Source organism: Streptomyces sp. NPDC034086 (genome assembly GCF_055575515.1).
Genome location: NZ_JBVISM010000003.1, coordinates 308,439 through 328,914 on the forward strand (window position 1 = coordinate 308,439; position 20,476 = coordinate 328,914).

A 20,476-nucleotide genomic window follows, 5' to 3' on the forward strand; every position below is an offset into this window, starting at 1 on the left:
GGCACCGCGCGGGCGCGCCCGGAGAGGGCCCGGAGAGGGTCCTGCGGGGGTCGCGAGGGGATCCTGAACAGGCAGCCCCGTGCGATGACCTGTAAAGATGACCGGGTGCGCACCGAGGACGTCCTGGCCGCCATCGCGACGGGCCTGTGGCGATGGGACAACGCCTCCGGGACGGTCACCCTCGACAGCGAGGCCGCCCGGCTGCTCGGGCTGCCCGCCGAGCCCGTCGTCCTGCCCGAGGCCGCCGCGCGCTCGCGCTTCCACCCGGTCGACTGGAACGAGATCAACGGCATCGTGAACCTCGCCGTCGCCGAGGGCACCCTCGCCGAGGCGCGGCTGCGGATCATGGACGAGGACGGGCGGGTGCTGCGCACCGTACGCAGCCGCTCCAAACCGGTGGAGAACCGTACGGCCGACGGCCGCCTCGACTACGAGCTGATCGGCACCATCCAGGAGATCGCCGAGCCGCAGCCCGGCACCACCGCCGCCCACACCCCGATCACGGGCGACTGGCGGCGCTCCCGCGAGGCCTTCCTCCTCGACGCCGGCCGGGCGCTCGCCGAGGCGCGGTCCACGGCCGAGGTGCTGCGGGTGGCGGCCTCGCTGTCCATGCCCGGCTTCAGCCCCGACGGGCTGGCCGTCTTCGGGGTGGCGGGCGACCGGCTGTCGGTCATCGGCCACCACGGGCACGACCCCGGCGACGAGGCCCCCTTCACCGACATGGGACTGGCGACCGACTACCCGGCCGCGGAGGTCGTCCGCACCGGCCGGGCGATCTACCTGCCCACACCGGAAGACTACGAGCGGCGCTTCCCGGTCACCTGGCCGCTGGCCCGGCCCTTCGGCCGGAGCTCCTGGGCCTTCCTCCCGCTGATCGTGGCCGGGCGGACCATGGGGGCCTGGATGGCCGCGTTCAAGCAGCCGGTGACCTTCTCCCCCGACGAACGGTCCGTGCTGACGACGGTGGCCCGGATGCTGGCCCAGGCCCTCCAGCGGGCCGGCGTCGCCGAGTCCGAGCGGGAGCTCACCACCGGGCTGCAGCGGTCGATGATGCCGCAGCTCGGGCCGGAGATCCCCGGTATGACGCTCGCCGCGCGCTACGTGCCCACCGGCGGCGGGCTCCAGGTCGGGGGCGACTGGTACGACATGATCCCGCTGCCCTCGGGCCGGTTCGCGCTGGTCATCGGCGACGTCCAGGGGCACGACGTACGGGCCGCCGGGCTGATGGGCCAGCTGCGGATCGCCGTACGGGCCTACGCGTCGGAGGGCCACCGGCCGGACGCGGTGCTCTCCCGGGCGTCCCGTTTCCTGGCCGGGCTCTGCTCCTCGCAGGAGCAGGAGGGGGAGGCGGAGGCGGAGGCCGGCGGACGCGGCCCGGGCGGCGAGTCCGACTACCTCAGCCCCCGCTTCGCGACCTGCCTGTACGTCGAGTGCGACCCGGCGACCGGCACGCTGGAGGTGGCCCGCGCCGGACACCCCGACCCGGTGGTCCGGATGACGGACGGCACCGTCCTGATGCGGCCCACGGCCGGCGGGCTGCCGCTCGGGATCGTCCCCGACACCGACTATCCGACGACCCGGTTCACCCTGGAGCCCGGCGAGACGATGATGCTGTGCACCGACGGGCTCATCGAGACCGGCGGACACGACCTCGACACCGGCTGGGCGCGGCTGCGGGCGGTCCTGGAGGCCGACGCGGAGACGTACGGGGCCGGCGCGTCCGGCGGCGCCGGACTCACCTCCGGCCACCTGGAGCGCCTCGCCGACCTGCTGGTCCAGGCCGTGCACGGGCCGTCCTCGCACCACACCACCGGACCGCTGGCCGACCGCCGCGAGGACGACATAGCCGTGGTGCTGCTCTGCCGCGAGGGCGCGGGCCGCGGCTGCGGGACGGACGTGCCGCACCCGGTACGGCCCGCCCGGCGCACGGTGCTGACCGTGGCGCAGGCGGAGCCGGAGCGGATCGCGGGCGCCCGCCGGCAGGTCCGGGAGCTGCTGCACGACTGGGCGGACCCGGAGCAGGTGGACGCGGCCGAGCTGATGGTCTCGGAGATGGTGACGAACGTGCTGGTGCACACCGACGGCGACGCGCTGCTGGTCGCGGAGGCGGCCGGCGAGCTGGGCACCCGGCGGCTGCGCGTGGAGGTCGCCGACGGCAGCGACGAGCTGCCGCACAAGCGGCACCCCGGCGAGATGGCCTCCAGCGGGCGCGGGGTCCTGCTGATGGAGATGCTGGCCGACACCTGGGGCGTCGACCCCAGGGGCGCCGGCAAGTCGATCTGGTTCGAGCTGTACGAGCGTTCCAAGCCCGCCGACGGCGTCCCGGGCGGGGACGGCGCCGCGGCGGCCGGGTAGGTCCCGGCCGCTACGGCTCCTCCGGAGGCCGGAGGGCCTCAGGCCGTCTCCTCCGGGTCGGCCGCGCCCGCCCCGCGGTGGCCCAGGCCGGCCCGGGCGGTGGTGGGGATCCGGCCCAGCCGGCCCGCCTGGAAGTCGTCGAACGCCTGCTGGAGTTCGTGCCGGGTGTTCATGACGAACGGTCCGTAGTGCGCCATCGGCTCCCGGATCGGCCGGCCGCCGAGCAGGACGATCTCCAGGTCCGGGGTGTGGGAGTCCTGGGACTCGTCCGCCCGGACGGTGAGGGAGCCGCCCTCGCCGAAGACGGCCGTCTGCCCGGTGTGGACCGGCCTGCGGTCGGTGCCCACCGATCCGCGCCCGGCCATGACGTACGCGAGGGCGTTGAAGTCCTCGCGCCACGGCAGGGTGAGCTGCGCGCCCGGGGTGACGGTCGCGTGGACCATCGTGATCGGCGTGTGGGTGATGCCCGGGCCCTCGTGCCCGCCGAGCTCCCCGGCGATGACGCGGAGCAGCGCGCCGCCGTCGGGGGTGGTCAGCAGCTTGACCTTGCCGCCGCCGATGTCCTGGTAGCGCGGGGGCATCATCTTGTCGGAGGCCGGGAGGTTCACCCACAGCTGGAGGCCGTGGAAGAGCCCGCCGCTGACGACGAGGTGCTCCGGCGGGGCCTCGATGTGCAGGAGGCCCGAACCGGCGGTCATCCACTGGGTGTCGCCGTCGTTGATGACTCCGCCGCCGCCGTTGCTGTCCTGGTGGACGAAGGTCCCGTCGAGCAGGTAGGTGACGGTCTCGAAGCCGCGGTGGGGGTGCCAGGGGGTGCCCTTGGGCTCGCCCGGCGCGTACTCCACCTCGCCCATCTGGTCCATCATGATGAACGGGTCGAGGTACTGGTAGTTGATCCCCGCGAAGGCGCGGCGCACCGGGAAGCCCTCGCCCTCGAATCCCCCCGGGGCCGTGGTCACGGCGAGCACCTTGCGGGCGGCGGCCGCCTGCGGCTCGGCCACGCGCGGAAGGGTCAACGGGTTCTCAACAGTCACTGCGGGCATGGTCAGGACCTCCTTCTGCTTCGAGTTTAGTTGAAACTCGAACTTTCTGCCACGCCAGGAGGAACGGCGCGCCGGGCCGGGGCATTCCCGGGGGCCATTTCCCCGTACCTGACAACCAGCGGGGCCGTCCGGGCCGTCTGAGAGGACATGGAGAGCAGCGACGTCCACCCCGAAACCGAGCAGACCGCCCCCGGCCGACAGCGGTGGAGCCCGCCGCCGCGGCTGCGCGCCCTCGCCCTGGCGGCGGCCATGAGCGCGGCGATGACGGCCGCCGGGTACGCCGTCCACCGCTGGGCGGCCACCGGGCTGCCGATGGAACCCCTGCCGGGCTCGCCCTGGCCCTACCTCGGCGCGTGGGCGGCGCTGACCTTCCTCGCCTCCCTGCTCCTGCAGTGGGCGACCTCGGGGATCGACTACGACGGCCGCTGGAGCCTGGTCGCCCTCCCGGCCTTCGCCGGGATCCGCCTCTCCCTGGCGCACCGCCCCGACCCCGCGCTGCTGTACGCGTACGGAGCGGCGGCGCTGGCCGTGGCGGCCGCGGGCATCGTCCTGTGGCGGCGGCGCGGTTCGGCGGCCCGGGGACGGTGAGACGGGCCGCGGCCCGCCGGACTTTCCTAGCCGTACATCCGGCGCATGGCGTAGTCGACCATCTGCTCGACGGCCTTCGCGTCGAACACCATCCGGTGGTCGCCCTCCATGTCGAGGACGAAGCCGTAGCCGGTCGGCAGCAGGTCGATCACCTCGGCGCCGGTGATCACGAAGTACTTGGACTCCTTGCCGGCGTACCGGCGCAGCTCCTTGAGCGTGGTGAACATCGGGATGACCGGCTGCTGCGTGTTGTGCAGCGCGAGGAACCCGGGGGTGTCGCCGCGGGGGCAGTAGACCTTGGAGGTGGCGAAGATCTGCTGGAAGTCCTCGGCGGACAGCGACCCGGTGGTGAAGGCCCGGACCGCGTCGGCGAGGGAGGGCGGGGACGGCTCGGGGTACAGCGGCGGCGCGTAGCCCTGCGGGGGCTGCTGCGGGGCGTACTGCTGCTGGGCGCCCGGGTTCTGGTCGTAGCCGTACATGAGGCGAAGCCTACCGAGGCCCGGGGGGCCCAGGGCGCCGAGTTCCGGTCAGAGCCCCGCCCTGAGCTCCGCCACGAAGGGGGCCCACGCCGTGGCCGACAGTACGAGCACGGGCCCGTCGGGCCGCTTGGAGTCCCGTACGGGGACGAGCCCGGGGAGCCCGTCGGCCACCTCGACGCAGTCGCCGTTGTCGCCATTGGTGTAGCTGCTCGTCCGCCACCGGGCAGCGCCGGGGAACGCCTCGGCGACTTCGACGCAGTCCCCACCAGTGCCGTTGCTGTAGCTGCTCTTGCGCCACAGGGCGGACGTCAAGTCAATGTCGGTGCTTGCCATGTCGGAAGTCCTCTGCAGCTGCGTCGATCATCGCGAGGGACGCCTCCGGTGACAACGCGGCAGCCCTGAGCAGATCGTACGACCTGCGGTACTCCTGCACGAGCGCCGGATAGTCGATGAGTTGGCCGCTGTGCAGGCTCTCGGTGTACACGACGGGGGGTGCGTCCATGAAGGTCATCACCTTTGCCATGCCCATCATGAATGGGTGAGCGGCGGCGGTTTCCGGAACGATCTGCAGAATGGAGCGGGTGTCCCTGACCAGGTTCGCGATGTGCTCCAACAACTCGGCCATCGGCTCCGCATCGAGTACCCGCCGACGGATCAGCGACTCGTCCAGGATCACCCAGTAGGCCGGAGGCCTCTCCTCTTTGAACAGGTGAGCCCGCGAGATGCGGGCTCGCACCTTCTCCTCGACCTCGCTGTCGAGGGCTCGGGGCATCGCTGCTCGCGTGAGCGCCCGCGCGTACGCGGCTGTCTGCAACAGCCCCGGCACCAGCATCGGGGCCCACTCCTCGATGGTCTCCGCGAACGGCTCCATCTCCGCCACGTCCGCGAAGTACTCCGCATGCCCCGACTGCTTCGCCTTGCGCGCATCTTCACAGCGGCGCTCGAAAAAGCCGTCCGTCCCCAGCTTCCCGTCCACGTGCCGGGCCAGATCCACCGGCATGCGGCGCTCGCCGCGCTCGATCTGGCTCAGGAATGGGACACCCCGGAAGCTGCCCTCGGCCAGTTGTTCCAGCGTCAGCCCGGCCGACTCCCGCTTGTAGCGCAGCTCGGCACCGTAGAAGGACGGCACGTTCGCCGACGCGTCGGGGTCCTTACGAGAGGGCACAACCCACCACCGCCATTTGCCACTTGCCCAGCGCAATCGGAAACCCTTCCCACGCTACGCCGCGCGACGTCACGCTGTGAGCAGTTCGTCACAGCCAGTCGCACCGGAACGGATTCCCCCATGAGCAACCACGCCCACGACCGCGAAGCCATCGACGCCCTCCACCACCTCCGGCAGGCCCTCGCGGCCCGCGGGATCACCCTCCCCTCCCTCGACCTCCACCTCCCCTCCTACGCCAGTAGCCACTGCACCCCACCCCTCATCAGCCTCGGCAACTGCAACGTCGCCACCGCCCGGCTCCTGACGGCCGCGCTGGACGAGCGGTGAGCGACCTGACCATCCGGCTGCTCGCCGTCCCCAAGGCCGCCGGCATGCTCCGGCACGCCGTGCGCGAGCACCTCGGGTCTGGGGCGTCCCCCGACGCGGAGCTCTGCGTCACCGAGCTGCTGGCCAACGTGATCGCCCACCTCGGCGAGGGCACCCCGGTCACCCTGCGGATCAGCGGGAGCGGAAGGGCAACCCGTACGCGGGTCGAGCTCACCGACCCCGATCCGCGCACCCGGCCCCTGCCGCGGCAGGCCTGCGACACGGCGGAGTCCGGACGCGGCCTGGCCCTGCTGGCCGCCGTGTCGCTGCGGTGGGGGGTGAGCCGGGGGCGTGACGGCAAGACGGTGTGGTGCGAGCTGCCGAGAGAGCCGTCACACTCCACGCCGTAGGGGTTGCGCCTTATTACTCGCGGGTAGCATCATTACGTTACCGATTGGTATGTACGAGGAACCTGTCTCCCCGAGCCTTAACGGAGCCGTCGCCATGGGGCACTACAAGTCGAATCTCCGCGACATCGAGTTCAACCTCTTCGAGGTGCTCGGCCGCGACAAGCTGTACGGCACCGGCCCGTTCGGCGAGATGGACACCGAGACCGCCAAGAGCATCCTGTCCGAGATCGCCCGCCTCGCGGAGAACGAGCTCGCGGAGTCCTTCGCGGACGCCGACCGCAACCCGCCGGTCTTCGACCCGGCCACCCACACCGCCCCCGTGCCGGCCTCGTTCAAGAAGAGCTACGAGGCCTTCATGGACTCGGAGTACTGGCGCCTGGGCCTGCCCGAGGAGATCGGCGGCACCACCTCGCCCCGCTCCCTCATCTGGGCGTACGCGGAGCTGCTCCTCGGCTCCAACCCCGCCGTGTGGATGTACTCCTCCGGCCCGGCCTTCGCGGGCGTCCTCCACGAGGAGGGCAACGAGGCCCAGAAGCGCATCGCGCAGATCGCCGTCGAGAAGCGCTGGGGCTCCACCATGGTCCTCACCGAGCCGGACGCCGGCTCGGACGTGGGCGCCGGCCGCACCAAGGCCGTGCCGCAGGAGGACGGCTCCTGGCACATCGAGGGCGTGAAGCGCTTCATCACGTCCGGTGAGCACGACATGGAGGAGAACATCCTCCACTACGTCCTCGCCCGCCCCGAGGGTCACGGCCCCGGCACCAAGGGCCTGTCGCTCTTCCTCGTCCCGAAGTTCCACTTCGACTGGGAGACCGGCGAGCTGGGCGAGCGCAACGGCGTCTACGCCACCAACGTCGAGCACAAGATGGGCCTCAAGGCCTCCAACACGTGCGAGATGACCTTCGGCGACCAGCACCCCGCCAAGGGCTGGCTGATCGGCGACAAGCACGACGGCATCCGCCAGATGTTCATGATCATCGAGTTCGCCCGCATGATGGTCGGCACGAAGGCCATCGCGACGCTCTCGACGGGTTACCTGAACGCCCTGGAGTACGCCAAGGAGCGCGTGCAGGGCCCGGACCTCGCGAACTTCATGGACAAGACCGCGCCCAAGGTCACCATCACGCACCACCCCGACGTGCGCCGCTCGCTCATGACGCAGAAGGCCTACGCCGAGGGCATGCGCGCCCTGGTGCTCTACACGGCCTCCGTCCAGGACGAGATCGCCGTCAAGCAGGCCGCCGGTGAGGACGCCTCCGCCGAGATCGGTCTGAACGACCTGCTCCTGCCGATCGTCAAGGGCTACGGCTCGGAGAAGTCCTACGAGCAGCTCGCCCAGTCCCTGCAGACCTTCGGCGGCTCCGGCTACCTGCAGGAGTACCCGATCGAGCAGTACATCCGCGACGCGAAGATCGACACCCTCTACGAGGGCACCACGGCCATCCAGGGCCAGGACTTCTTCTTCCGGAAGATCGTCCGCGACCAGGGCGCCTCGCTGAACATCCTCTCCGAGACGATCAAGAAGTTCCTCGCCGAGGGCCCCGGCGGCGAGGACCTCGCCCCCGCCCGCGACGCCCTCGCCAAGGCCGCCGTCGACCTCGAGGCCATCGTCGGCCAGATGATCGTCGACCTCACCGCCACCGGCGAGGACGTCAAGAACATCTACAAGGTCGGCCAGAACACCACCCGCCTGCTGATGGCCTCCGGCGACGTCGTCGTCGGATACCTGCTGCTCAAGGGCGCGGCCGTGGCCGCCGAGAAGCTCGAGGGCGCCTCCGCCAAGGACGTCCCCTTCTACACCGGCAAGATCGCCGCCGCGAAGTTCTTCGCCGGCCAGGTCCTGCCCGGCGTCTCGGTCCAGCGCGCGCTGGCCGAGGCCGTCGACAACTCCCTCATGGAGCTCGACGAGGCCGCCTTCTAAGGCACACCGCCCCGCCGGACACAGCCGTACGCGGTGTACGTACGCCCCGTGGCCGGACCCTCCCCGCGGAGGGTCCGGCCACTGCCGTCCGGCCGTTTCGGCCGTTGTCGGCGGTTCATGGGACGCTCGTAGACATGAGTCCACAGGAGCAGCACAGCAGCAGGGGGTATTCCGTCCCCACCGGGCGGCCGTACGCCCTCAAGGAGCTGCAGGCGAACGTGGGCGCGCTCGGCGACCGGATCAAGGACCTCTACGACGGCGCCCACCCCGCCGAGTACGACCCCGTGGCCGACGCCCTCTACGTCGCCTTCCAGACGGCCGCCGGCCTGGCCCCCGCCAAGAGCTACACCGGCTGCCCCGAGCACCCCAACGGCGCCCTCGACCCCGAGGCGCCCGAGGGCTGGGGCCGCTGCCTCATCTGCAACGACCGCCGCCGCCTCGGCCGGCGCCTCCAGGGCGGCCGGGCCGCCGGGCCCGCCCCCGCCGGCGAACAGCGGCGCCTCGGGTACCCGGTCCCCGAGCCCCCGTACACCCTCGACGTCCTGCGCCACTACCTGCGCGTGATCGACGAGCAGCGCTTCCACCTCACCCTCGGCTCCCCCGACCGGGACTTCGTCCGCATCGCCGACGACCTCCACCGGGCCTTCATCGTGGCCCGCGAACTGTCCCGGCCGCGCAACGCCTCCGGATGCTCCGAGCACCCCGGCGCGCCCATCGACCCCGATGCCCCTCCCGGTGAGGCCTGTATCTTCTGCGCCGGACGCAAAAGACGCGCGCAGCGCCCGCCGCAGACCCCCGAGATGCTTCCGCGCATCCGCCGGGGCGAGCGCAGACAACTGCAGCGCAGATTCGAGCGTCCGCCGGGCTGAGAACGACGGGACCACGGGGCAATCCCCCCGCGGTCCTCGTCCTTTCGGCGATCCGCCGCTGCCCGGCCATGACGAACACGACCGTCGTTAAGGTGAACCACATGAGCTCTCCCGCCCGCTTCGACCGCGGCCACACCGACGATCTGATGACCTTCCTGACGGCCAGTCCGTCGCCGTACCACGCCGTGGCGAACGCGGCGGAGCGGCTGGAAAAGGCGGGCTTCAGGCAGTTGTCGGAATCGGACGCCTGGGACTCGGGCACGGGAGGCCGGTTCGTCCTGCGCGGCGGCGCGATCATCGCCTGGTACGTGCCGGAGGGCGCGGCCGCGCACACCCCCTTCCGGATCATCGGCGCGCACACCGACTCCCCCAACCTGCGGGTCAAGCCCGTCCCCGACACCGGCTCGCAGGGCTGGCGGCAGGTCGCGGTGGAGATCTACGGCGGCACCCTGCTCAACACCTGGCTGGACCGCGACCTCGGCCTCGCCGGGCGGCTGACCCTGCGCGACGGCACCGAGCGGCTGGTGAACGTGGACCGCGCGCTGCTGCGCGTCCCGCAGCTCGCCGTGCACCTCGACCGGTCGGTCAACACGGACGGCCTCAAGCTCGACAAGCAGCGGCACATGCAGCCGGTCTGGGGGCTGGGCGAGGCCCGCGAGGGCGACCTCATCTCCTTCCTGGAGGAGGAAGAGGAACTGCCCCAGGGCTCCGTGGCCGGCTGGGACCTGATGGTCCACTCGATCGAGCCGCCCGCCTACCTGGGCCGCGACCGCGAACTGCTGGCCGGTCCGCGCATGGACAACCTGCTGTCGGTGCACGCGGGCGTCGCGGCGCTCGCCGCCGTCTCCGCCTCCGAGGGCCTGGACCACATCCCGGTCCTGGCCGCCTTCGACCACGAGGAGAACGGCTCCCAGTCGGACACCGGCGCCGACGGCCCCCTGCTGGGCAACGTGCTGGAACGTTCAGTCTTCGCGCGCGGCGGTTCGTACGAGGACAGGGCCCGGGCCTTCGCCGGCACCATCTGCCTCTCCTCGGACACCGGGCACGCGGTCCACCCCAACTACGGCGAGCGGCACGACCCTTCGCACCACCCGCGCGCCAACGGCGGCCCCATCCTGAAGGTCAACGTCAACCAGCGCTACGCCACCGACGGCAGCGGGCGCGCGGTGTTCGCCGCCGCCTGCGAGCGGGCCGGGGTGCCGTGGCAGACGTTCGTCTCCAACAACTCCATGCCGTGCGGCACCACGATCGGCCCGATCACCGCCGCCCGCCACGGGATCCAGACCGTGGACATCGGCGTCGCGATCCTGTCGATGCACTCGGCCCGCGAACTCTGCGGCTCCGACGACCCGTTCCTCCTCGCCAACGCCCTGCTGGTCTTCCTGGAGGGCTGAGCCCTCCAGGAAGCGCCCGCCGGCCGACGCGCCGTCAGGCGTCCATGCCCGCCAGCACCAGCGGCAGGCGGGCGGCGCCAGCGGCCGTGACGACGACCGGGACGCCCCAGTCCTGCTGGTGGACGTGGCAGGCCGGGTACTCGTTCTCCGGGTCGTCGTCGCAGGACGCGGCCATCGCCGAGACGTGCAGCACCCCTTCGGTGACGGCGGGGTCCAGCACCAGGTCGCGGAACAGGTCCGTGCCCGCGCCCCCGCCCTCCGCCAGCAGCTCCGGCGGGGTCGAGGACACCAGCAGCCGGGTGGACGGCCCGTAGCGGGTGTCCAGCTTCTGGCCGGCCGGGGCCTGGAACACCACGTCGAGGCGGAGCGTGCCGGGGGCCACCTCGGTCGCGGCGCGCCGCGTGCGGTGCGCGACGGCGTCGACCCGTACGGCCTCCTCCGGGAGCCGCAGCCGCGTCAGCCGGTGGCGGGCGGACTCCACCACCACGATGTCCTCGCCCACCAGGACGGCGTCGCTGGGCTCGCGCAGGTCGGTGGCGAGGGTGGAGACCTGCCCGGTCGCGGGGTCGTAGCGGCGCAGCGCGTGGTTGTACGTGTCGCACACCGCGACCGAGCCGTCCGGCAGGGCGGTCACCCCGAGCGGGTGCTGGAGCAGTGCCTGCCCGGCGTCCCCGTCCCGGTGCCCGAAGTCGAACAGGCCGGTGCCGACGGCGGACCGGACCGCGTAGCCGTCCCCCTCGCGCTCCACGTACCGCAGGGCGCTGGTCTCCGAGTCGGCGATCCACAGCCGGTCCCCGGCGGCCGCGAGCCCGGACGGCTGCGCGAACCAGGCCTCGGCGGCGGGCCCGTCGACGAGCCCCTCGTTCGTCGTCCCGGCGGCGACGGCGACGGTCCCCGCCTCGGGGTCCCAGGTCCACAGCTGGTGCACGCCGGCCATGGCGATCCAGACCCTGCCCTGCCACCAGGCGACGTCCCACGGCGAGGACAGGTCCACCTCCAGCGCCGGCCCGGAGGCCGGGGACCCCTGCCACCACTGGCGTCCGGTCCCGGCGACGGTCTCGACGGCCCCCGTCCCGGGGTCGAAGACCCGCAGCGCGTGGTTGACGGTGTCGGCGACCACGACCCGCCCGTCGGGCAGCAGGGCGAGTCCCTGCGGCTCGCTGAAGGCGTCCGGCCCGAAACCGCGCTCACCGCTGCCGATGCGGCGTACGACGCTCTCCCCGTCGGGGGCCAGTTCCACGAGCTGGTGCCGCGTCGAGTCGGAGACCAGCAGGTTCCCCGAGGGCAGCACCAGCGCCTTGCCGGGGAACCGCAGGTCGGTGGCCACGGGCTCGGGCGCCACGTACGGCCCGTCCCCGCGCCGCAGGGTGCCCTTCGCCCCGTGCTCGGCCTCCAGTTCCTCGACGAGCCGCGCGATGGCGTGCGCGTGCCCCTCACCGGCGTGCTGCGCGACGACGTACCCCTCGGGGTCGATCACCACGAGCGTGGGCCAGGCCCGCACGGCGTACTGCTTCCAGGTGGCGAGCTCGGGGTCGTCGAGCACGGGGTGGTGGACCTCGTACCGCTCGACGGCGTCGACGACGGCGGCGTGATCGGCCTCGTGGACGAACTTCGGCGAGTGCACGCCGATGATCACCACGGTGTCCCGGTGCTTCTCCTCCAGCTCGCGCAGCTCGTCGAGGACGTGGAGGCAGTTGATGCAGCAGAACGTCCAGAAGTCGACAACGACCACCTTGCCCCGCAGGTCGGCGAGGGTCAGCTCTTTGCCGCCGGTGTTCAGCCAGCCCCCCTTGCCGATCAGCTCGGGGGCACGGACACGGGCACGCTTGCGGGGTGCGGGCGCGGGGGTGGGCGCCGGGGCAGCATCGTTCATCCTTCAAGCTTGCCAGCTGCCCGCCGGCCACCGCGGCCGAGCCCGGCGGGACGGGTCAGCGGCTCGTGAGGAAGGAGTCCAGGGAGGTGACCAGCGACCGCACGAAGGAGTCGCGGACGGGGCGGGGCAGCAGGTCCAGGGAGAGGTACGGGTTCAGGTCCTCCAGTTCGACCAGCAGCAGTTCGCCGGACGGGGCCCGGCAGGCGTCCACGCGCTGGATGCCGTGGTCGAGGGTGTTCCAGTCGATGAAGCGGCGGGCGAAGGCCAGGTCCTCGCGGGTCGGTTCGTAGGGGGTGAGCTCCCAGCGGCGGGCGGGGTCCGGGGCGTGGAGGGCGTACTGGAAGGCGTCGTCGACGAAGTAGAAGGACACCTCGTACGCGAAGTCGATCCGCGGCTGGATGAGGATCTCCCCCGGCGGGCCGGACGGGGTGGCCGTGAAGACGAGGCCGATGGAGTCGGCGCCCTGCTTGGGCTTGACCGCGTACGTGCCGGTGCTCGGCAGGCGGTCCAGGTGCGCGGGGTCGTCCACGGTCGGGATGACCGGGAACCCGGCGGCCGTGAGGTCGAGGAGGTACTGCTTGCCGGCCATGTCGCCCCGGCCGGTGAGCGGGTTGTACACGGGGGTCCCGGTGGCGAGGGCGGCCGCGCGGAACGCGTCGTGGGCCTCCCGGTGCCCCAGGACCGGACCGCTGTTGCGGATGACGACGGCGTCGAAGGCGGGCATCAGGGCCTGCGCGTCCAGTGGGTGGCACAGGGCCAGGCGGAAGTGTTCGCGCAGGCGGGCGGTGAGGAAGACGTCCTCGTCGCCGTAGCGGCGGCCGCGCGCCGGGTACGCCAGGTCGGTCACGTAGAGGAGACGCGTGAGGGGCATGGGGTCACGCTATCCCGGGCAGCGATGACCGCATGAAATACCTCGTTCGGGACAAAATGCTGGCCATTGGGGACGACTACCGGATCGAGGACGAGGACGGCCGGCACGCCTTCCTCGTCGACGGGAAGGCGCTGCGCTTCCGCGACACCCTGGAGCTGAAGGACCCCGACGGGCGGATCCTGCTCACCCTGCGGGAGAAGCTCTTCGCCCTGCGGGACGCGATGACCCTGGAGCGGGACGGCCGGCGCCTCGCGGTGATCCGGCGCAAGCGGCTGTCCCTGTTGCGCAACCACTTCCGCGTGACCATGGCCGAGGGCACGGAACTCGACGTCAGCGGACGGATCCTGGACCGCGAGTTCAAGGTCGAGTACGAGGGCGAGCTGCTCGCGCTGGTCTCCCGCCAGTGGTACCGGATCCGCGAGACGTACGCCGTCGACGTGGTCCGGGAGGACGCGGACGCGGCGCTGCTGGTGGCGCTCGCCGTGTGCGTGATCAGGATGGCCGAGAAGGAACGGGAGGAGGACGGCGGGGACGGGGACTCCGACGGCTGAGCCGGGTGTTCCGGAGCTCCGCCCCCGCCCCCGGCGGGCTACGGGCGGACCGGGGGGTGGAGGCCCAGGGCGCGGTCCTTCAGGGCGGGGAACTGCTCCCGGGTGGCGGCCACCTTCGCCGGGTCCAGGTCCACCGTCAGCACGGCCTCTCCCGGGCCCGCCTCGGCCAGCACCTCGCCCCACGGGTCGACGACGAGGCTGTGCCCGGCCTGTTCCACGCCCGCGTGCGTACCGGCCGTCGCACAGGCCAGTACGTACGCCTGGTCCTCCACCGCCCGCGCCCGGTTCAGCAGGGTCCAGTGCTCGCGCCGCCGGGCCGGCCAGCCCGCGGCGACGACCATCGTCGTGGCACCGGCGTCGACGAGGCCGCGGAACAGTTCCGGGAAGCGCAGGTCGTAGCAGGTGGCGAGGCCGAGGGTCTGCTCCGGCAGGGTCACCGTGGTCAGGGTGTCACCGGCGGACATCAGGACCGCCTCGCCCTGGTCGAAGCCGAAGCGGTGGATCTTGCGGTAGGTGGCGGCGAGCTCACCGGACGGGGACAGCACCAGGGCGGTGTTGTAGAGCGAGCCGTCACCGGCGCGCTCCACCACCGACCCGGCGTGCAGCCACACCCCCGCGTCGCGCGCCGCCTTGGACATCGCCTCGTACGTCGGGCCGTCCAGCGGTTCGGCCTCCGTCTCGAACTGCTCGTAGGCGAAGGCGCCGACGGTCCACAGCTCCGGCAGCACCACGAGATCGGAGCCGCTCTGCTCCCGTACGAGTCCGGCGGCCCGCTGGCGGCGGGACGCCACCGACTCCGCTTCGTTCACCGCGATTTGAATCAGCGAGGCGCGCACGCTACCACCGTCCTGGCATGTCAGCCGGTCAACTCAAGGCCTACGATCGTCACACGAAAGCGCTGCCGGGGTGCTCATCGGCAGCGTAGTTTTGGGAATAGTCCACAACGCGCCACTGAACAGCCAGCGAGGGGTCCCGTTGACCGTCCATCCCAGCCTTGAGCCCTACGCCGACGCGTGGACCCACTCCATCGAGGCGATAACCGAGCTGGTCCTCCCCCTCCCGGAGGCCCGGTGGAACCTTCCGACGCCCTGCCCGGGATGGTCCGTGCGCGACGTCGTGTCCCACATCATCGGCCTCGAGCTGGAAATGCTCGGCGATCCCCGGCCGATCCACACGCTGCCGCGCGACCTGCGACACGTGGTGGACGAGTTCACCCGGTACATGGAGGTACCGGTCGACGTCCGCCGCCACCACACCGCCCCGGAGATGACCTCGGAGCTGGAGTACACGGTCATCCGGCGCCAACGCCAGCTGCGGAACGAGAAGCGGGATCCGGCCACGACGATGGTGCGCGGGCCGCAGGGGAACCAGATCACGCTGGAGTTCGCGCTGCGGCTGCGGGCCTTCGACACCTGGATCCACGAGCAGGACCTGCGCGCCGCGCTGGGCGTGCCGGGGAACTGGGACTCGCCGGGCGCGTTCGTGGCGCGGGACATCCTGCTGGCGGGGCTGCCGAAGGTCGTCGCGAAGGGCGCGGGCGCGCCGCCGAACTCTGCGGTCGTCATCGACGTGCACGGGCCGGTGGAGTTCCTGCGGACGGTACGGGTCGACGCGGCGGGCCGCGCCACCCTCGACCAGACCCCCTCGCTGGGCCCGGCGGTGTCGCTGGCCATGGACTGGGAGACGTACGTACGGCTGGCCGCGGGCCGGGTCCGGCCGCGCGCGGTCGCCGACCGGGTCAAGGTGGAGGGCGACGCCGAGCTGGCCGCCGCCATCCTCCGGGCGTTCGCCGTGACCCCGTAAGTCAGCGGGGCGCCGGCCGGACGGACTTCCGGCAGCCCTCCCCGGCCGGCGGCGCGGCGGAGCCGTGGGCGTCGCGTTCGGGGCGGGGGGCGTCGCGTTCCGGCGCGGAGGCTTCGCGTTCCCGGGCCAGGGCCCGCCGGTACAGGCGCAGGATCTGGGTGAGGCCGAGCAGCTCCACCACGAACACCGACGAGAAGGCCGTCCGGTAGTCGTCCCCGGTGGCGTCGAGCAGGACGCCGACCGCCAGCAGGGTGGTCATCGAGGCGAGGAAGCCGCCCATGTTGGTGATCCCCGACGCGGTGCCCTGGCGGTCGGCCGGGTTCGCGGGCCGGGCGAAGTCGAAGCCGATCATCGAGGCGGGCCCGCAGGTGCCGAGCACCGCGCACAGGGTGACCAGCAGCCACATCGGCGCCCGGTCGCCGGGGTACGCCAGGACCGACGCCCACAGCAGCGCCGTGACGCCGACGGTGCCCAGCGCCAGCGGGAGGCGCGCGGCCGGACGGCGTCCGATGAGCTGGCCGTAGACCAGGCCGAAGGCCATGTTCGAGGCGACGACCAGGGTCAGCAGCCCGCCCGCGGTGGTCCGCGACAGCCCCTGCGCCTCGACCAGGAACGGCATGCCCCACAGCAGCAGGAACACCATGGCGGGGAACTGCGTGGTGAAGTGCACCCACAGGCCGAGGCGGGTGCCCGGCTCCCGCCAGGACTCCCGGATCTGGCGGCGTACGAAGCCCCCCGTGCCGGGGCCGGCGGGCGCGGGCCCGTGCCCCTCGGGCTCGTCGCGCAGGAACAGGACGAGGGGGACGAGGACGATCAGGCCCGCCACCGCGCTGCCCGCGAAGGCGGGCACCCAGCCGAAGCCGTGCAGGACGGGCGCCAGCACCAGGGTGGAGACCAGGTTGCCCGCCATCCCCACCAGCCCGGCCAGCTGCCCCATCACCGGGGCGCGCCGGGCGGGGAACCAGCGGGTGCCGAGCCGCAGCACGGAGATGAAGGTCATCGCGTCGCCGCAGCCCAGCAGGGCGCGGGCGGCCAGCGCCATGCCGTACGAGGGGGAGAGGGCGAAGCAGAGCTGTCCGGCGGTGAAGAGGACGGCGCCCAGCGTCAGCACCTTCTTGGTGCCGAGCCGGTCCACCAGCAGGCCGACGGGGACCTGCATGCCCGCGTAGAGCAGCAGCTGGAGCAGGGAGAACGTGGAGAGCGCGGAGGCGTTAACGTGGAAGCGGTCCGCCGCCTCCAGGCCGGCCACGCCGAGGCTGGTGCGGAAGATGACGGCGACGAAGTAGACGGCGACGCCGACGCACCAGACGGCGACGGCCGTGCGGCCGCCGCGCGGATCGGCGGTCATCGTTCCCCACCGCCGTCGCGGGCGTCGCGGGTGTCGCGGGTGTCGCGGCCGTCGCCGGCGCCGGAGCCCCGCGCCAGCGCCCCGGCCCGGGCCACGTGGCGGCGCACCGCCGCGGCGGCGGCCTCCGCGTCCCCGGCGCGCAGGGCGTCCAGGACCTCCGCGTGCTCGTCGAGGGTACGCTCCACCCGCTCGGGGTGCGCGTGCAGCAGGGCCACGCCCATCCGCAGCTGCCGGTCGCGGAGCTGGTCGTAGAGCCGGCTGAGGATCTCGTTCCCGGCGTTGCGGACGATCTCGGCGTGGAAGCACCGGTCGGCGGTGGTCATCGCGGCCAGGTCTCCCCGGGCCGCGCACCGGCGCAGCTCCTCCAGCAGCTCCGCGAGCCGCTCCAGCAGGGCGGGCGGGGCCGGCACGGCCCTGCGTACGGTGAACTCCTCGACGAGCATCCGGGTCTCGACCACGTCGGCGATCTCCTGCGCGGAGACCGGCAGCACCAGCGCGCCCTTCTTCGGGTAGAGCCGGAGCAGGCCCTCCGTCTCCAGCCTGAGCAGGGCCTCGCGGACCGGGGTGCGGGAGACGCCCACCGCCCCGGCGAGCTCCCCCTCGGTCAGCAGGATCCCGCCCTCGTAACGGCGGTCGAGCACGCCCTGCTTGACGTGGCGGTAGACCCGGTCCGCGGCCGTGGTGACAGGGGTGGCTGATGGCATGCGCACAGGATAGATACATGAGGGACACAACGATCTGCCCCGTCCGCGATGTGGACGCCGGGGACCCGTGGCCGGGGTCGTACGGGGCGGGGCGCTCACCCGGCGCCGGTGACCCCGGCCTCCGGCACGAACGGCTTCCACCGGCCGGCTCCCCGGGCCGTCACGCCGGGCCGTCACGCCGGGCCGATCACCGCGCCCTCGTGCCAGCCCGCCCCGTCGCGCCAGTAGTGCTGGAGCAGACGGTCGGTGCGCAGGACGACGACCTCCAGGTTGAACCCGAAGCTGCCCTGGAGCATCCCGGTGACCGCGAGCGCGTCGTGCCCGAAGACGGCGCCGCGGGTCCAGGGGGCGCCGGCCTCGTTCCCCCGCCACCAGTGCTCGACCCGGCCGTCGGTGCGGGCCACGCACAGCTCGTAGTTCCCGGCGGTGTCCTCGTCGGCGGCGCCGCACGGGCCCTCGATCAGGCAGGGCGCCGAGCCGGCGCCGCCGCCGAAGACCTCCCCGGCCCGCCAGACGAAGCCGTTCGGATCGTCGCGCCACCACAGCTGCATCCGGCCGTCGGTGCGGGCGGCCACCAGGTCGAGGGTCCGGGAGCGGGTCTGGACGAGGGCGGGGCCGTAGTGCGCGATGCCGGAGGCGAAGCGGCCGCCGTCGTGCCAGGTCCAGGGGGCGCCGTTGATCCGCCACCAGTGGTTGAGGCGGCCGTCGGCGGTGCGGACGACCACCTCGAAGTTGCCGGGACTGCCGTAGTCGCTCTGGATGAACGCCGGGGTGGAGCCGATGGCCGCGTCCCCCGGGCCGAAGGCGCCGCCGTCGCGCCAGACGCCGAAGGCCTGCTCGTAGTACCAGTGGCGCAGCCGGCCGCCGGTGGTGACGTGCAGGGACTCCATGTTGCGGTTGTAGGTGCTGCCGGTGAAGGCGGGCTGGCCGGAGGCGTCGCAGGCGAAGGTCCGGCCCCGGGACCAGGCGAAGGGGGTCTCGCCCTCGCGCCACCAGTGCTGGAGCCGGCCGCCGCCCGCGGTGGCCGCCATCTCGAAGTTGCGGTGGGCCCGGCCGTTGCCGCTCTCGTAGACGCTGCCCGTATGCAGGCGGCGCTTGCTCCAGGGGTCCACGTTGGTGTCGCGCAGGCCGCACTTGGCCCAGTGGTCGATGTCGGCCTCGCCGTAGGCGATCCGGCCGTAGCCGCCGACGTGGTGGCCGGTCCCCCAGGAGTTCCTGAACAGCCAGCAGCCGGCCGCGTCGTCGTAGCCGACCACCAGAACGCAGTGGCCGCCCGCGAGCCGCTCGCTGGTGCGGTGGTAGACGCCGGAGCCGAGCCCGAAGAAGTCGTCGTAGACGTCGAAGCAGGCCGTGAGCGGGCCGACCGTGTCCAGCCACACCTTCTGCTGCTCGACGTCGCCGAGGCGTACGTAGTCGGTGATGCGGACGGTGCGGCCCGAGCGGTCCCAGCCGGGCGTGTACTCGGCACGCCAGGCGTCGCGCCGCTCGGCCGGCAGACCGGGGGGCGGGGGGCTGTACGGCCGGCAGTCCGGGTCGGCGAGGCCGCCGTTGTCCCTGATCCAGTCGAGGGCGGTCTCCGGGTCGCCGCCCTGCCCGCAGGCGGACTTCAGGCCGCCGTGGACGTCGCCCTCGGAGCGCGCCGCCCACACGTCGTGCTCGATCCGGGCCATCGACTCGACGAGCCCGGCCGCGGCGAAGGCCCAGCAGGCGGCGCAGGGGTTCTGGTCCTTGACCTTCGTCAGCCAGGGCCGGCCCCACCGGTCACGCCAGTCGACGGCGGTGGGGCGGGCGGTGCCGCCGCGACCGCCGCCGGCCGTTCCCGGTAGCAACCCGTGGGCGGCGCGGCGCCGGGTCAGGTGCGGGTTGCCGCTCGGCCTCCCCACCAGCGCCCGCAGGTCCACCGGACCCGCCTGCGCGGCGGGCGTCAGGTTCGGCCCCGGCTCCAGCCCGAGCGCGGGCCTCGGTACGGGGTCGCCGTCCGACAGGCGCTCGATGACGCTCCAGCGCGCCCCGAGCCGCGCGAGCCGCGCCCGCAGCTCCCCCGCCGTCTGGACAGACTCCTCCGGCATCCCCGGCCCCCCAGCTGCAACCTCGGTCATGAGCCCGGGGAGCGTCTCCCCGGCGCATTCCCCCGTCAAGGGGGGCCGCGCGGTCGCGCGGTGGCACGGGGGTCGTACGCGAGCCCGCCCCGGGGGCGCGTGCACCGACGGGGAAGCCCGGGCGCCGGCGGGCGGGGGCACAGCCCCGGACCCGGGGCCCGGGGCGGGGGCGGGGGCAGCCCCGGACCCGGGGCCCGGCCCGCGCAGTCTCCGAACCGGGTCCCCGGGCGCAGCCCCGAAGCGGGGTGGGGGGCGCAGCCCGGAAGCGGAGTCCGGCGCGCAGCCGGGAACCGGGTCCCCGGGCGCAGCCCGGAAGCGGGGTTGGAGGCGCAGCCCGGAAGCGGAGTCCGGCGCGCAGCCGGGAACCGGGGCCCCGGGCGCAGCCCGGAAGCGGGGTCCGGGGCGGGAGCCCCGGGGAACGGTGGAAGGGCGGGGAGGGGAGCAGCTCCGCGCAGCGGGCCGCAGCTGCGGACGCGGCCCGGCGGCGCAGCCCCCAAACCGGGGCCCGGGGCGCAGCCCCAAACCGGCACCCCGCGCGCAGCCCGGACGCGAAGTCCGGCGCAGCTGGGAACTGGGTCCCCGGGCGCAGCCCGGAAGCGTAGTCCGGGGCGGGAGCCCCGGGGAACGGTGGAAGGGCGGGGAGGGGAGCAGCTCCGCGCAGCGGGCCGCAGCTGCGGACGCGGCCCGGCGGCGCAGC

The 20,476-nt window shown here is 73.1% G+C and carries 19 protein-coding genes; 9 read left to right on the forward strand and 10 right to left on the reverse strand.

The window, feature by feature from the left end:
* Window positions 1–105: 105 nt before the first annotated feature.
* Window positions 106–2,355: a SpoIIE family protein phosphatase gene (locus ACZ514_RS11365; protein WP_468698735.1), complete on the forward strand. Its 2,250-nt coding sequence runs from the start codon at window positions 106–108 to the stop codon at window positions 2,353–2,355.
* Between the two features lie 38 nt (window positions 2,356–2,393).
* On the opposite strand, the gene ACZ514_RS11370 is transcribed toward ACZ514_RS11365, so the two are convergent.
* Complete coding sequence (locus ACZ514_RS11370; RefSeq protein WP_468163854.1) at window positions 2,394–3,398, reverse strand: pirin family protein; 1,005 nt, start codon at window positions 3,396–3,398, stop codon at window positions 2,394–2,396.
* Window positions 3,399–3,545: 147 nt separating this feature from the next.
* Between ACZ514_RS11370 and ACZ514_RS11375 the strand changes: the two genes are divergently transcribed.
* Window positions 3,546–3,986 carry a hypothetical protein gene (locus ACZ514_RS11375; protein WP_469124596.1) on the forward strand — a complete coding sequence of 147 codons (441 nt, stop codon included), beginning with the start codon at window positions 3,546–3,548 and terminating at the stop codon, window positions 3,984–3,986.
* A gap of 26 nt (window positions 3,987–4,012) precedes the next feature.
* Here ACZ514_RS11375 and ACZ514_RS11380 read toward each other — a convergent pair whose 3' ends face one another.
* The 3 genes from ACZ514_RS11380 to ACZ514_RS11390 are packed head-to-tail and all read right to left on the reverse strand — an operon-like array spanning window position 4,013 to window position 5,630.
* Window positions 4,013–4,465: an SseB family protein gene (locus tag ACZ514_RS11380; RefSeq protein WP_469124597.1), complete on the reverse strand. Its 453-nt coding sequence runs from the start codon at window positions 4,463–4,465 to the stop codon at window positions 4,013–4,015.
* Window positions 4,466–4,513: 48 nt separating this feature from the next.
* Window positions 4,514–4,798: a DUF397 domain-containing protein gene (locus tag ACZ514_RS11385; protein WP_469124598.1), complete on the reverse strand. Its 285-nt coding sequence runs from the start codon at window positions 4,796–4,798 to the stop codon at window positions 4,514–4,516.
* A complete protein-coding gene (locus ACZ514_RS11390) occupies window positions 4,779–5,630 on the reverse strand; it encodes a helix-turn-helix domain-containing protein (RefSeq protein WP_469124599.1) in 852 nt (283 codons plus the stop codon). Before ACZ514_RS11390 ends, ACZ514_RS11385 begins: the two co-directional genes overlap by 20 nt.
* A 120-nt stretch (window positions 5,631–5,750) precedes the next feature.
* Here ACZ514_RS11390 and ACZ514_RS11395 point away from each other — a divergent pair, with 120 nt between their 5' ends.
* The 5 genes from ACZ514_RS11395 to ACZ514_RS11415 all read left to right on the forward strand — a co-directional run bounded on the left by ACZ514_RS11395 (window position 5,751) and on the right by ACZ514_RS11415 (window position 10,530).
* Window positions 5,751–5,957 carry a hypothetical protein gene (locus ACZ514_RS11395; protein WP_468698539.1) on the forward strand — a complete coding sequence of 69 codons (207 nt, stop codon included), beginning with the start codon at window positions 5,751–5,753 and terminating at the stop codon, window positions 5,955–5,957.
* The gene (locus ACZ514_RS11400; RefSeq protein WP_469124600.1) at window positions 5,954–6,346 is read left to right on the forward strand and encodes an ATP-binding protein; all 393 of its coding nucleotides are present in this window, start codon (window positions 5,954–5,956) and stop codon (window positions 6,344–6,346) included. The genes ACZ514_RS11395 and ACZ514_RS11400 overlap by 4 nt, the downstream gene beginning before the upstream one ends.
* Before the next feature lie 94 nt (window positions 6,347–6,440).
* Window positions 6,441–8,267: an acyl-CoA dehydrogenase gene (locus ACZ514_RS11405; protein ID WP_468164358.1), complete on the forward strand. Its 1,827-nt coding sequence runs from the start codon at window positions 6,441–6,443 to the stop codon at window positions 8,265–8,267.
* 134 nt (window positions 8,268–8,401) lie between these two features.
* The gene (locus ACZ514_RS11410; RefSeq protein ID WP_468163868.1) at window positions 8,402–9,136 is read left to right on the forward strand and encodes a hypothetical protein; all 735 of its coding nucleotides are present in this window, start codon (window positions 8,402–8,404) and stop codon (window positions 9,134–9,136) included.
* A 101-nt stretch (window positions 9,137–9,237) separates the two neighbouring features.
* Complete coding sequence (locus tag ACZ514_RS11415; protein ID WP_469124601.1) at window positions 9,238–10,530, forward strand: M18 family aminopeptidase; 1,293 nt, start codon at window positions 9,238–9,240, stop codon at window positions 10,528–10,530.
* Window positions 10,531–10,564: 34 nt separating this feature from the next.
* Here the strand turns inward: ACZ514_RS11415 and ACZ514_RS11420 are convergent, their stop codons facing one another.
* Both ACZ514_RS11420 and ACZ514_RS11425 read right to left on the reverse strand, forming a co-directional pair.
* Entirely contained in the window at window positions 10,565–12,403 is a 1,839-nt protein-coding gene (locus ACZ514_RS11420) for a thioredoxin-like domain-containing protein (RefSeq protein WP_468698546.1), read from the reverse strand.
* 55 nt (window positions 12,404–12,458) lie between these two features.
* On the reverse strand, window positions 12,459–13,274 hold the full coding sequence (locus ACZ514_RS11425) for an ATP-grasp domain-containing protein (RefSeq protein WP_469124602.1): 816 nt from the start codon (window positions 13,272–13,274) through the stop codon (window positions 12,459–12,461).
* Window positions 13,275–13,306: 32 nt separating this feature from the next.
* On the opposite strand from ACZ514_RS11425, the gene ACZ514_RS11430 reads away from it, so the two are divergent.
* A complete protein-coding gene (locus ACZ514_RS11430) occupies window positions 13,307–13,825 on the forward strand; it encodes an LURP-one-related/scramblase family protein (RefSeq protein ID WP_468163876.1) in 519 nt (172 codons plus the stop codon).
* A gap of 38 nt (window positions 13,826–13,863) precedes the next feature.
* Here the strand turns inward: ACZ514_RS11430 and ACZ514_RS11435 are convergent, their stop codons facing one another.
* Window positions 13,864–14,661, reverse strand: a complete 798-nt coding sequence (locus ACZ514_RS11435; protein ID WP_468163878.1) for a carbon-nitrogen family hydrolase — start codon at window positions 14,659–14,661, stop codon at window positions 13,864–13,866.
* Between the two features lie 139 nt (window positions 14,662–14,800).
* On the opposite strand from ACZ514_RS11435, the gene ACZ514_RS11440 reads away from it, so the two are divergent.
* On the forward strand, window positions 14,801–15,628 hold the full coding sequence (locus ACZ514_RS11440; RefSeq protein ID WP_468163880.1) for a maleylpyruvate isomerase family mycothiol-dependent enzyme: 828 nt from the start codon (window positions 14,801–14,803) through the stop codon (window positions 15,626–15,628).
* A gap of 1 nt (window position 15,629) precedes the next feature.
* On the opposite strand, the gene ACZ514_RS11445 is transcribed toward ACZ514_RS11440, so the two are convergent.
* The 3 genes from ACZ514_RS11445 to ACZ514_RS11455 form a co-directional block, all read right to left on the reverse strand.
* A complete protein-coding gene (locus ACZ514_RS11445; protein WP_469124603.1) occupies window positions 15,630–16,976 on the reverse strand; it encodes an MFS transporter in 1,347 nt (448 codons plus the stop codon).
* Window positions 16,973–17,680, reverse strand: a complete 708-nt coding sequence (locus tag ACZ514_RS11450; RefSeq protein ID WP_469124604.1) for a GntR family transcriptional regulator — start codon at window positions 17,678–17,680, stop codon at window positions 16,973–16,975. Before ACZ514_RS11450 ends, ACZ514_RS11445 begins: the two co-directional genes overlap by 4 nt.
* 173 nt (window positions 17,681–17,853) lie before the next feature.
* Window positions 17,854–19,749, reverse strand: coding sequence for a C1 family peptidase (locus ACZ514_RS11455; RefSeq protein WP_469124605.1), 1,896 nt, complete (start codon window positions 19,747–19,749; stop codon window positions 17,854–17,856).
* Window positions 19,750–20,476 lie beyond the last annotated feature (727 nt).